Genomic DNA, 12,348 nt, shown 5'->3' with positions numbered 1-12,348 from the left:
TTTGCCATCAGACCTGCTTTTTGACCGGGTAAGCGGTCAACGGTTTAATCTCTTTTAGCACAAACATACTTTGCATCTCTTTTATGCCCGGTAGCCTGCGCACCACGGACATCGCAAAGTCAGCATAGGTATCCAGACTGGATGCTACCACCTGTAGCAGAAAATCAGCATCGCCGCCGATACTGTAGCAGGCTACCACATCTTCCAGCGCCGTAACCTCCTCTTCAAATTTTCTCGCTTCCGCTTCACTGTGGCTATCAATGGTTACCCGAATAAACACCATTACTCCCAGCCCAATTTTTTTCCGGTTCAGAACGGCGCGATAGCCCTGAATAACATTATCATCTTCCAGCCTGCGAACTTTACGCCAGCAAGGCGAGGCGGACATCCCTGCCTTATCGGCAAGCTGCTGGTTGGTGACCCGGCCATCATCCTGTAACAGCCTGAGTAATTTGATTTCAGTCGTATCAAGCGGCATTTAAGGTTATTCCTTTCTTTATTTGCGTATTCCGGGGATATTTTTACCGAATAATGACGTGCAGGTAAACAAAACAGAAAGCTCATTTCTGTTCCATGGCGGCATAATATTTATCTCACCAACGACTTTTAAGGACGCCAGATGAAATTTGATGCCAGCCAGCATCGCTGTACGATCATTATTGATAACGCTCTCCCTGCGGGTCTTGCCATCAATGCGGCAAGCGTCATTGGCATTAGTTTTGGCCGCACTATCGCCGGGCTGGTGGGACCCGACAGGCAAAGCCTGGACGCGGTGAATTACCCCGGGGTGATCTCCGCACCGCTACCGGTTCTGCGCGCGTCAGGCGAGGCGCTGCGGCACTTTTTGTCTGTGGCTGAAGCCGACAACGAGATGTATGTCATGCCTTTCAGTGCGCTGGCACAGTCGTGCAAAACCTATGATGAGTACGGCGAAAGAATATCCGCTGTGAACAGTGATGCCATCGCGCTGGTGGCTATTGGGCTGGCAGGGCCGAAAAAGAAAGTCACAAAAATGACAGGGGATCTTCCGCTTTACAAATAACGAGCAAAAACGCCCGCGAGACGCGGGCTTACCTATTCGTGACGGGCAAAACGCAGCTTGTCGTCATAGCCTGTAGAAGATTTATCATTTTTCTTCTTATCGGTGATGATCATATCGATATCAGCAATATCGCAGACATGAGAAAGCGCCCGGTACCCCAGCTTCGACGTATCCGCCAGCACCACTCGCGTTTTTGCAGATTTCAGAATTTCTTTTTTGGTCGGTAATTCAATAGCATTAACATTCGTGATGCCGGCCTGCGGATGCACACCTTCTGCGCCAAGAAATGCCCAGTCGGCATAAACTTCAGTGAATTTGCGCGTCGCATCCGGACCGACCAGAGTTAATGAATTGCCGATAACCACGCCGCCGGTAATGTTGAGATTAATTGCCGGATACTGACTCAGCAGCAGGGCAATGTTGAGATCGTTGGTGATAACAGTCAGGTCTTTTTTGCTGGCAAGCTGTACCGCCAGTTCATAGACGGTTGAGCCGTTATCCAGGATCACCGAGTCACCATCAGCGATTAATGAGGCGGCGTATTGCCCGATCGCGACTTTTTGCTCGTGATTGCGACTTTTACGGATGGTATAGGGGGTGTCCTGCCTTTCCGTCGTCAGCACAGGCAGCACGCCACCGTGCGTTCTGACGATCTGCTGCGTTTTTTCGAGATGAATGAGATCTCTTCTAATTGTTGAGCTGTCTACCTCAAACGCTTCAGCGAGTTGATTAGCATTCAGATAACCCGTTGAAACGAGCATGGAAAGGATCTTTTTCCTTCTCTCATGTGCCAGCATATTTCGCCTCCTCATCCTTCACTCCGGCTGATAGTACCATGCTTTAAAACAGAAAAAATCATAAACGCATAACTTTCAAACGCTTAAATTCACGCGCCGAAAAAAAGTGTCGAACTCATCACATAAGCGGATTCGTGCAATTGAATGCACGAATTCGTGCATATATCGTGTAAGCATCTTCACAACAACTATCGAGGAAATGATGTTGACTCCCTATGAGAACGATATTGCAATGCAACCAGCTGCGATCGCAGCGCAACTGAATACACCGTTACCGGAAAATCTGGCTACCGTACAGCTGGAAAGCTATGACCGGATTATCCTGACCGGGATGGGGTCATCTGATTATGCGCTGATCCCGGTGGAACGCGCACTGGTTGCCAGAGGTTATCCGGTCTGGCGGGTGGATGCCGGACGTTTACTGGATATGCCGTCACTTATCACTGCTAACACGCTACTATGGGCGACGTCACAATCGGGCATGAGCGGGGAGGTTGTGGCGTTACTTAAAAAAGGGACACGTCCGCGTACGCTTATTGGCATGACTAACGATCGGCAGAGCGTGCTGGCGCAAGAAGCCGATATCATGATTGCCCTGGAAAGCGGTGAAGAAGCGACAGTTAGTTCGAAAAGCTACCTCAATACACTGATTGCCAGCCAGCGGACGCTGGCCGTTTTACTGGCAGAAGATGAAAGTGCTATTGGCCGGGCGCTGGAAAATAATCTTCCGGAAATCCGTCGCCTGATAAACGATACCCCGTTTGCCTCCAGGCTGGCCGGGCATCTTTTTTCCGATTCCCGCCCACGCGTTGCCTGGATTGGTACCGGTGCATTTGCTGCAAATGCCATGACCGCAGCATTGATTACGAAAGAAGCGTCTAAAGTCAGCGCGGAAGGGTTTATTGGCGGTGAGTTTCGGCATGGGCCAATGGAAACCTCTGGCAAAGGGATGCTGGCTTTTCTTTGCGGCAAACCTGGGGATGAAACGCTGGAAAGGCTGGCAGCGGAACTGCTGGCGAATGGCACGGATGTCGTCACCATTGGTGAAATCCCATATGCAGATTCTGCGCTACTTGCCGTGCCGTCTGGCGATGAACTTTGCCAGCTATTATGCGGGTTTATTTATATCGAACATTTGACGGTAGCGTTCGCGAGGAAAAATGGTTTTGTTCCGGGTCAGTTTCTTTACGGGCAAAAAATAACGGTGGCGATATGACAGGCTCATCAACGCTGGTAAGAGCGGGTATTGATTTAGGCGGGACCGGAACCCGGATCATTATCACCGGAAAGGGCGGAGTCATTAACTCAATAACCCTTGCCACAGCCGAGTTTTGTCGTGTTGATCAAAACGAACGTGCAAAATTACTGGCATTTCATGTACGCGCTCTCATCCCGCAAGGGATGGAGCTTGTGAGCCTGGGAATTGGGGCCAGCGGCCCGGTAGATACGGTGTCGGGAATAATTAAAAATAAAGACACGCTGGAATGTTTTTCTTTTTTCTCACTTGCCGATGAATTAAAGGAGATTCTCGGCGTTGACGTCGCTATAGATAACGATGCTGTCGCTGCGGTACTCGGGGAATATCATTTTGGCGCAGGTAAAAACAGTAAGCGGCTACTGATGGTAACGTTAGGAACCGGAATTGGAGTAGCGCTATTAAATGAGGGCATTCCTTTTCGTACCAGCGATAACCAGCATCCGGAAGCGGGTCATATTCCCATCTCTGGTAATCCTGCGATCTGTTATTGCGGACTCAGAGGTTGCTGGGAAATGCTGGCCTCAAGGAGCTGGTTACAGCAAAATCTTGAGGCGCTGCTACCTCAAACGCCTTTCGAAAAGCAGGATTTACGCTTTTATCAGACGATGGTAACCGAGCGGGAGGAGGTAGCTGCATTATTTCATCGCTATGGTAATTATCTTGGTCGTGGTCTGGTGACCTTACTGACATTATATGGCCCTGACCTGACTATTCTTAGCGGCAGTGCAGCTCATTATTATCCGCTATTTAAAAATGGCCTTAATGAATCGCTGATGCGCGCCGATGCTTATGCCATTAATAATCGGATTGTACCGTCTGAATTAGGCGATATTGCTGGTGCTCTGGGGGCTACGGTAATTCCAGAGTTAAATTAACGATAATATTTTAACGGCAGGTTAATATAATGGTGAATGCAGAGCACAGAAACGGGCAGGGTAAACCTGCAACCGTAAAAATTACCGTTTTTATTATTCTTTCTATTCTGATCTCTTCCGTTGGTGGTATTATATTCGGCTATGATACCGGGATTATTGGCGGAGCTATTGTCTTTATTGGGAAAGAATTCCAGATTAACGATTTGGTGCAGGGCGTTATCGTCAGTATGTCATTATTAGGGGCGATGATCGGGGCGTTGGCAGCAGGGCCGCTTGCTGACAAATATGGACGCAAAGTGAATTTGTTCATCGCCGGGCTTTGTTTTACTTTCGGCGCAGCAATTTCAGGATTTAGTCATCACATCGAAATACTAACCCTGGCGCGAATTCTCCAGGGGATCGGCGTAGGTGCGTCTTCAGTCCTGGTGCCGGTATACATTGCCGAATTATCGCCAGCCAGAATTCGCGGGGTGCTGGTCACGTCATTTCAGTTAATGATCACGGTTGGTATCGTAATGGCCTATGGCGTTAATACGATGGCTGAAAGTCATGGGGAATGGCGTTTGCCTGTAGGAATAGCCGGAATTTTCGGTGTGCTACTGGCGGCCGGCGTGATTTTTGTGACGGAATCTCCCCGCTGGCTTATCGCTGTAAATCGGCACGATTTGGCCAGGCGTACGTTAATCAGGCTGCGGGGCCATCAGCATGTTGATGCTGAAATTAAAGAAACAGAACGCCTGAACGCTATTGAGCAGGATAACATGCGCTGGCGCGATCTTTTTCGTGGGCATGTGCGGCCAATGATCGTGATTGGCGTGCTGGTGGCGTTCTTTTCCAATGCCTGTGGTATTAACCTGGTGATTTACTTTGCACCACAGATTTTACAGTCCAGTGGATTTACCTCTTCCGCATCATGGATTGGTACCGTCGGGCTTGGTATCACCAACGTCGCTTTTACTGTCGTGGGGATGCTGATTGTTGACCGTGTCGGACGGCGACCATTACTGATTTTGGGGGCCGTCGGATTGACCATCAGTCTTGTTATCCTGGCGGTCCTCTTTTCGGTACCGGTTTTTCCCGGTAGTAACTGGCTGGCTTTAGGGTCGCTGGTCTTTTATATCGTGATGTATGCGGTAAGTCCGGGGATGTTGGGATTTCTGATGATCTCGGAGATCTCTCCGCTCAGGGCAAGGGCGAAAGTGACCAGTCTGTCGATATTTATTATTTTTGCGACTAACCTGGTGATTGCATTGTTGTCACTGCCGATGCTGAACGGGATGGGGGCTTCCGCCACGTTCTGGCTGTTTTCAATAATATGCGTGGCGTTTACGCTCTTCAGTTTCTTCGTTCCGGAAACGAAAGGCAAAAGCCTCGAAGAGGTGGAGCTGTATTTCAAACAGAAATACGCTGGCGCAATAGCGATGAAAAGTACTACCCACGAATAGCCAGTAAAGCCCGCGAGACGCGGGCTTTAGCGTTTTACCCCGCCAGCACGCGCAGAGGCGCAGTGGCTGCAAACAGCCAGGGGCGGGCATCACTGTCAACCAGCGGTGAAAGGGCTTCCCGCACCCGCTGGTGATAGTCGTCAAGCCACTGTTTTTCCTGTTCGCTCAGCATGGCCAGTTCAACCTGACTCAAATCAATCGGGATCAGCGTCAGGGAGGAAAAACGGCAAAATCCCGGTTGGCTTTCCACCACTTCAACCTGGTTTTCGATGCGGATACCGTAGCGATCTTCCAGATACAGCCCCGGTTCGATGGTGATGATATTGCCGGCGACCAGCGGCCATGGGTTAGCTTTCTTTGCCATGCGGTGCGGCTGCTCATGGATCAGCAACTGATGCCCAACACCGTGGCCAGTACCGTGATCATAATCCAGACCCAACTCCCACAGCGGACGTCGCGCGAAGGCGTCAATCTGGTGTCCCTGGGTTCCGGCAGGAAATTGCAGGGTGATTAGCGCCAGAAAGCCTTTTAGTACGGCGGTATAGTGCAGGCGACGCTGGGGATCGAGCGTGCCGAACGCCAGTGTACGGGTCGCGTCCGTCGTGCCGTTCGCGTACTGCCCGCCAGAGTCATTGAGATAAAAATTAGCGCCAGTGATGGCCGCGTTGGTTTTCTCACTGGCATGATAATGACACATCGCAGCGTTGCTGCCTGCGGCTGAGATGGTGCTGAAGCTCTGCTCAATAAATCCCGGTTGCTGCTGACGAAAGGCCAGCTGTTTCTCCTGAGCTTCCAGTTCCGTAAGGGGATGGTGAGCGGCTTCACGGGCAGAGACCTCATGCGCCAGCCAGGCCAGAAAGTTAACCCATGCCGCACCATCATAACGATGACATTGTCGATAGCCTTCCAGCTCAGTTGGATTTTTGTTGGCTTTCATTAACGTCACCGGATCGGCCTGCCAGGCGATAGCGCCGCCCGACTGTTCAACCGCGAAACGCAGCGCAACCGGTGCGTTATCCGCATCAAGCTGAATACGCTTACCCGCTGCAAGCTGCTGGAGACGAGGAAGCAATGCTTGCGGTGCTGAGCGCGTCAGCGAGCTGAGAAGCGCCTCCGGCAGCGCGGCCGTTTTGCCTGCCGCCACAAACCACTCCACCTCACCGGATTGGCTTAACAGCGCAAAAGAAAGTGGTACCGGACTCATCGCCACGTCCGCACCGCGCACATTCAGCAGCCAGGCAATATTATCCGGCTGGGTAATGACGAGATAATCCACCGCTTGTTCGCGCAGCAGAGCGGCAACCCGCTGGCGTTTCACTTCGCTGCGTTCACCCGCAATATCATCGGGCATGAGGCGGATAAGTCCATCCGGTGGGGCCGGGCGCGACGTCCAGATTGTATCGAACGGGTCATACGGCAGGGGGACCAGCTCGCAGTGCGTGGCGTCGAGTGCCTCAAATTGGCTGTTAACGATCAACATTGGCTCAAATGCAATACGGCTATCTGCAGCAAGTTCCTGGGCCAGCCACTGTGCAAGCGGTTCATTATGCAGATGATGGATTTCCCAGGCGCTAAGATCTACCTCATTACGTGCTTGTACCTGATAACGCCCGTCGACAAACAGCAGAGCACGGTCGCGCAGTACCAGCGCCAGCCCGGCAGAACCGGTAAAGCCGGTCAGCCACGCCAGTTTATCATCGTGCGGTGCACAGTCTTCGCTTTGGTGGGCGTCCGCACGAGGGACAATAATACCGTCCAGCGACTGCGTAATAAGCAGGTCGCGGAGTGCTGAAAGAGCATTGTCCATAAAGAGTCCTTATTGCGATTAGCGGAATGGCGGTTCGTTGAATGTACGCAACTTGCGCGAATGCAGGCGTTCACCCTCAGCGCGGAGCAAATCAATGGCGCGGATGCCTATCTGCAAGTGCTCAGAAATCGCCCCTTCATAAAAACGGTTGGCCTGGCCCGGCAGCTTGATTTCGCCGTGCAGAGGTTTATCGGAGACGCACAGCAACGTGCCGTAAGGTACGCGGAATCGATACCCTTGCGCGGCAATGGTAGCGCTTTCCATATCAATCGCCACCGCACGGCTGAGGTTAAAACGCAGGGCTGACGCAGAGTAACGTAGCTCCCAGTTTCGGTCATCGGTGGTCACTACCGTGCCGGTGCGCAGTCGCTGTTTAACCTCTTCACCGGGCATACCGCTGACTTGCTTGGTGGCGTCATACAGCGCACGCTGCACTTCGGCGATACTGGGGATCGGGATGTCCGGCGGCAGTACCGCATCCAGCACGTGATCGTCGCGCAGATAGGCATGAGCCAGCACGTAATCGCCAATCGACTGGCTTTCACGCAGGCCACCACAGTGACCAATCATCAGCCAGACGTCCGGGCGCAGGACGGCAAGATGATCGCAAATGGTTTTGGCATTTGACGGCCCGACGCCAATATTCACCAGCGTGATCCCCTGACCGTCGGCGGTGATCAAATGCCAGGCAGGCATCTGATGTTTCTTCCATGCCAGGTCGGAAATCGCCGCCTCCGGCGCTTCGGTTTCAGCGGTGATCCAGATCCCGCCCGCACACGAGAGGGCAATATACGGACTGTCAGGATCGAGGATCTGACTGCATCCCCAACGCACAAACTCATCTACGTAACGGGTGTAGTTGGTGAACAACACAAATGGTTGAAAATGCTCGACCGGCGTGCCGGTGTAGTGGCGCAGGCGGGCGAGGGAAAAATCAACGCGGCGGGCGTCGAAGTGTGACAGCGGGTAAAACTCCGTCGGGTGAAACAGCCCATCCGCCGTTTCATCACCAATTTGTGCCAGCTCGGTAGTCGGGAAATAGCGGGTCAGTCCGGCACTCATGGAGCGATCAAGAGTGATTTCGGAACCATCAATCACATACGGAAAAGGAATTTCATGCTGCGACAGGCTAACGGTAATGTCGGCATCATAATCCTCATAAAGTAGCGTGAGTTGCTCGGCGAGATAACTGCGGAACAGAGCGGGGCGGGTGACCGTTGTAGTATAGCAGCCCGCGTGGGTAAAACGACCATAAGCACGGGTCTTTTGCGCCTTGTGCGCGTTTCCATCCCAGGTGACCGAAATTTGCGGATAGACAAACAGTCCATCGGCGCGGGTCTTGCTGTCGGGCAATGTGCCGTCGGCGACATAACGGCTGATGGCGTCCCGCAAAGCGCTAACCGACTGTTCATAAAGCGCTTCCAGCCGATCCAGCGCCTGTTCCGGGTTAAGACCGGTACCCGTATTGTTCATCATTCGCTCCTTGTGTCAGATAAACTGAATATACCCGATAGTATGTCACAGGAATGTGAAACGAAAGCCAGCAGATAAAACCGAAGGTAATAAGACGCTATTGATCGGGATGGCGGGATTCCACGGCGATCATGGTAACAAAAGGATGATACTGCCATGGCACGCCGTTGCCCTTTTGGTACATCCGGGAAATGGTGCCGTCGAGATAAAGCATATTGCGTACATTGAGTTTTATGCGGGCGTAGCAGGCGAAATCATAGAAGTTAGTTTCGCGGTCACTCAACATAAACACCGCCTGACCTTGTGCCGTAATGCCCACCGCATTGCGAATTTTACGCGAGCTGGCAGAGGGAAGTAGCCGTCGATTGATAATCCCGTTCTCGATCATCAGTGGCCCAGATTGCACCGCGTAATCCATCCCTCTCGACGTTTTAAATTTATCAAGACTGACGATCCCGGCCTGCTGACCCTTTACATAAAACACCCCGCCGGGGCGAATAAAAAAGTTCCCGCCGCCGGAGGCACGGTTTAACGAAGCTAAACGCTTTCCTTGTTCAATATACAGCCCCAGTGGCACGTAAGATTTGGCATAAATTCCGCCGTTCATCACCATCTTTACTCGCCCGTCGGTATTGATGTCTGCCAGCAGATTTTGCAGTGAACCCCAGGCAGTACCGTCGGTTTTTTTCCAGTACATAACAATGCGTTCCTGCGATGGATTCACCTTATAGCTTTGAACGGTGAGCGCTGGATCGCTGAGCGTGCAGTCGCTGGCAAGCGCGCAAAGGGGGAAAGACGCTATGGCGATGGAGAGCAGAAGACGTGATTTCAAGGTGACGGCTCCTTCGGTTAACACGGCGCACAAACGTGCCTGTCCATTAAAAGATGCGGAGGGTTAAGTATGGGATTTTTTGGCGGGGCAGAAAAGCAAAAAGCCCGCTAAAAAGCGGGCTTCTTTAAATCTGGCTCCTCTGACTGGACTCGAACCAGTGACATACGGATTAACAGTCCGCCGTTCTACCGACTGAACTACAGAGGAATCGTGTGAACGGGGCGAATAGTAGCGATGGTTTTTCACCTTGTCAAAGGAAGGATGCAGGCGCAACGTTCAACTGCTGGCAAAATCAACAATCTGTCGTCTTTCGCGCCGCTTACAAAACGTCTGACGCACTTCGCTGGTGCAATCTACCCCTTTATGGGGCATAGCCATTTCCACTGACTGGATGATGAAAACACCGTTTTAAATCAGAATGTCTTATTATCCAGCCGCTTAGCATCCAGAAAAATACATTTAAAAAAACTGGCAACTATTTTGCAGTAGTCCCGGTAAGACTATTGCCAGCAGTGATACTGGCGTTCCTGACCGGAGGCAAAATGAACTTAAGACGGCTGAAGTATTTCGTAAAAATCGTCGATATTGGCAGTCTGACGCAGGCGGCGGAAGTGCTGCATATTGCGCAGCCCGCGCTGAGTCAGCAGGTTGCCACCCTGGAAGGGGAACTGAATCAACAGTTATTGATCCGCACCAAACGCGGCGTGACGCCGACCGAAGCGGGAAAAATTCTCTATGCTCACGCCCGTACCATCCTGCGCCAGTGTGAGCAGGCGCAACTGGCGGTCAATAATGTCGGGCAAACGCTGCGCGGACAGGTATCGATTGGCCTGGCACCCGGAACAGCAGCCTCTTCCGTTACCATGCCGTTGTTACAGGCGGTACGCGCTGAGCTGCCGGACGTACAGGTGTATTTGCATGAGAATAGCGGGTCGGTACTGAATGATAAATTATTGAGCGGTCAGCTTGATATGGCAGTGCTGTATGAGCGTTCGCCGGTTGCGGGCATTACCAGCCAGCCGTTGCTGAAAGAAGATCTGTATCTTGTCGGGACGCGCGACTGCCCAGGGCAAAGTGTCGATCTCGCTGCGGTAGCGGAAATGAATCTGTTTTTGCCGCGCGACTACAGTGCGGTACGTCTGCGGGTGGATGAAGCGTTTTCGCTGCGTCGTCTGACAGCAAAAATCGTTGGCGAGATTGATTCTATCACCACCCTGACTGCCGCGATAGCCAGCGGAATGGGGGTGACTGTGCTTCCGGAATCGGCTGCGCGTTCTCTTTCCGGGGCGGCTAACGGCTGGATGGCGCGAATTTCTACCCCGTCAATGAGTCTGCCGCTTTCGCTTAATGTCTCTGCACGTGGCGCTTTATCGCCACAGGCACAGGCGGTCAGGGAAATTCTGATGTCGCTGGTCACCCGGCCGGCGCTGGAAAATCGCGAATTGTTGCTCGTTAGCTAGACATATAACAAAAAAGCATAAGTTGCTGGTTTTTATTATTTGTTCTGCCAGGCCCGGGACTTTAACAATAGTGTTATGTCATATGGCCCCGGAGGGTAGGGTGAATTTCCAGCAACTGAAAATTATTCGTGAGGCGGCACGTCAGGATTTTAATCTGACCGAAGTCGCTAATATGCTTTACACCTCGCAATCGGGTGTCAGCCGTCATATCCGTGAGCTGGAAGAGGAGCTTGGGATTGAGATTTTCATCCGCCGCGGCAAGCGGCTGCTGGGAATGACGGAACCGGGAAAAGCGCTGTTAGTTATTGCGGAAAGAATTCTTAATGAGGCCAGCAATGTGCGTCGCCTGGCTGACTTATTCACTAACGATGCCTCTGGCGTTCTCACTATTGCGACGACGCATACGCAGGCCCGTTACAGCCTGCCGCCGGTGATTAAAGCTTTTCGCGAACTGTTCAAAGAGGTGCGTCTCGAACTGGTTCAGGGTACCCCGCAGGAAATTGAAGCGCTGCTGCACAATGGCGGCGCTGATATTGGTATCGCCAGTGAACGTCTTAGCAACGATCCCTCGCTGGTGGCATTTCCGTGGTTTCGCTGGCATCACAGTCTGCTGTTGCCCCACGATCATCCTCTGACGCAGATCCCTGCATTAACGCTGGAAGAAATAGCCCGCTGGCCGCTGATTACCTACCGGCAGGGGATCACCGGGCGCTCACGTATTGATGAAGCGTTTAGTCGTAAGGGACTTACGCCGGATATCGTGCTGAGCGCGCAGGACTCTGACGTCATCAAAACCTATGTGGATTTGGGACTGGGTATTGGCCTGGTGGCGGAGCAGTCCGCCGGAGAACAGGAGAACGGCCGGCTGGTGCGTCTTGATACCCGTCATCTTTTTGATGCCAGCACGGTCTGGCTGGGCCTTAAACGTGGCCAGCTTCAGCGTAATTACGTCTGGCAGTTTATCGAGCTGTGTAATGCGGGACTGTCGCTGGCGGAAATCAAGCGTCAGGCGATGGAGCCTGATGAAGTGGTGATTGATTACCAGATCTGAATACTGCCCGCGTAATCGCGGGTTGAGAGGAATGACAAATCTGTTTTGCTACTGTGTTCGCCGTTTGCCGGGTGGCGGCTTTGCCTTACCCGGCCTACAAAAATCACAAATATCAATACGTTATGTGTTACCGTAGGCCTGTGCAAGCGAAGCGCCGCCAGGCATGATTCCAATGGTATAACGTTGGTCAGCAATCTGTGCCCGCATAATCGCGGGCTTTTTTATGAAATATTCACCCGGAAATATACCCACTACGGTATATTTTTATTTTTTAACTTAGCTTATGCAAAACCACTTAATATATTTAT

At 52.1% G+C, this 12,348-nt stretch carries 11 protein-coding genes and 1 tRNA gene; 6 read left to right on the top strand and 6 right to left on the bottom strand.

Going from position 1 to position 12,348, the window contains the following annotated elements; genetic code table 11:
- Nucleotides 1-7: 7 nt before the first annotated feature.
- A complete protein-coding gene (locus CHU32_RS00345) occupies nucleotides 8-478 on the bottom strand; it encodes an Lrp/AsnC family transcriptional regulator (protein WP_103674111.1) in 471 nt (156 codons plus the stop codon).
- 141 nt (nucleotides 479-619) lie between these two features.
- On the opposite strand from CHU32_RS00345, the gene CHU32_RS00340 reads away from it, so the two are divergent.
- The gene (locus tag CHU32_RS00340; protein WP_103674110.1) at nucleotides 620-1,042 is read left to right on the top strand and encodes a DUF2000 domain-containing protein; all 423 of its coding nucleotides are present in this window, start codon (nucleotides 620-622) and stop codon (nucleotides 1,040-1,042) included.
- A 32-nt stretch (nucleotides 1,043-1,074) separates the two neighbouring features.
- On the opposite strand, the gene CHU32_RS00335 is transcribed toward CHU32_RS00340, so the two are convergent.
- Nucleotides 1,075-1,839: a DeoR/GlpR family DNA-binding transcription regulator gene (locus CHU32_RS00335; RefSeq protein ID WP_103674109.1), complete on the bottom strand. Its 765-nt coding sequence runs from the start codon at nucleotides 1,837-1,839 to the stop codon at nucleotides 1,075-1,077.
- Between the two features lie 199 nt (nucleotides 1,840-2,038).
- Between CHU32_RS00335 and CHU32_RS00330 the strand changes: the two genes are divergently transcribed.
- Genes CHU32_RS00330 through CHU32_RS00320 form a run of 3 tightly spaced genes read left to right on the top strand, consistent with a single transcriptional unit; the run spans nucleotide 2,039 to nucleotide 5,417 of the window.
- Complete coding sequence (locus CHU32_RS00330) at nucleotides 2,039-3,055, top strand: SIS domain-containing protein (protein WP_245880159.1); 1,017 nt, start codon at nucleotides 2,039-2,041, stop codon at nucleotides 3,053-3,055.
- Entirely contained in the window at nucleotides 3,052-3,972 is a 921-nt protein-coding gene (locus CHU32_RS00325) for an ROK family protein (RefSeq protein WP_103674107.1), read from the top strand. Before CHU32_RS00330 ends, CHU32_RS00325 begins: the two co-directional genes overlap by 4 nt.
- A 29-nt stretch (nucleotides 3,973-4,001) precedes the next feature.
- Nucleotides 4,002-5,417 carry a sugar porter family MFS transporter gene (locus CHU32_RS00320; RefSeq protein ID WP_103674106.1) on the top strand — a complete coding sequence of 472 codons (1,416 nt, stop codon included), beginning with the start codon at nucleotides 4,002-4,004 and terminating at the stop codon, nucleotides 5,415-5,417.
- 34 nt (nucleotides 5,418-5,451) lie between these two features.
- On the opposite strand, the gene CHU32_RS00315 is transcribed toward CHU32_RS00320, so the two are convergent.
- The 4 genes from CHU32_RS00315 to CHU32_RS00300 form a co-directional block, all read right to left on the bottom strand.
- Complete coding sequence (locus CHU32_RS00315) at nucleotides 5,452-7,224, bottom strand: aminopeptidase P family protein (protein ID WP_103674105.1); 1,773 nt, start codon at nucleotides 7,222-7,224, stop codon at nucleotides 5,452-5,454.
- Between the two features lie 18 nt (nucleotides 7,225-7,242).
- Complete coding sequence (locus tag CHU32_RS00310) at nucleotides 7,243-8,697, bottom strand: AMP nucleosidase (RefSeq protein ID WP_103674104.1); 1,455 nt, start codon at nucleotides 8,695-8,697, stop codon at nucleotides 7,243-7,245.
- Between the two features lie 97 nt (nucleotides 8,698-8,794).
- Complete coding sequence (locus CHU32_RS00305; protein WP_103674103.1) at nucleotides 8,795-9,529, bottom strand: phosphodiester glycosidase family protein; 735 nt, start codon at nucleotides 9,527-9,529, stop codon at nucleotides 8,795-8,797.
- Nucleotides 9,530-9,660: 131 nt separating this feature from the next.
- Nucleotides 9,661-9,736, bottom strand: a tRNA-Asn gene (locus CHU32_RS00300).
- 335 nt (nucleotides 9,737-10,071) lie between these two features.
- Between CHU32_RS00300 and nac the strand changes: the two genes are divergently transcribed.
- Together nac and cbl are read left to right on the top strand one after the other, a co-directional pair.
- Nucleotides 10,072-10,989, top strand: a complete 918-nt coding sequence (gene nac, locus CHU32_RS00295; RefSeq protein ID WP_103674102.1) for a nitrogen assimilation transcriptional regulator NAC — start codon at nucleotides 10,072-10,074, stop codon at nucleotides 10,987-10,989.
- A 100-nt stretch (nucleotides 10,990-11,089) separates the two neighbouring features.
- Nucleotides 11,090-12,040: an HTH-type transcriptional regulator Cbl gene (gene cbl / locus CHU32_RS00290; protein WP_103674101.1), complete on the top strand. Its 951-nt coding sequence runs from the start codon at nucleotides 11,090-11,092 to the stop codon at nucleotides 12,038-12,040.
- Nucleotides 12,041-12,348: the final 308 nt, after the last annotated feature.

It is taken from the genome of Superficieibacter electus, assembly GCF_002915575.1.
Classification (GTDB): domain Bacteria; phylum Pseudomonadota; class Gammaproteobacteria; order Enterobacterales; family Enterobacteriaceae; genus Superficieibacter; species Superficieibacter electus.
This window is presented reverse-complemented; position numbering and strand designations above follow the sequence as displayed.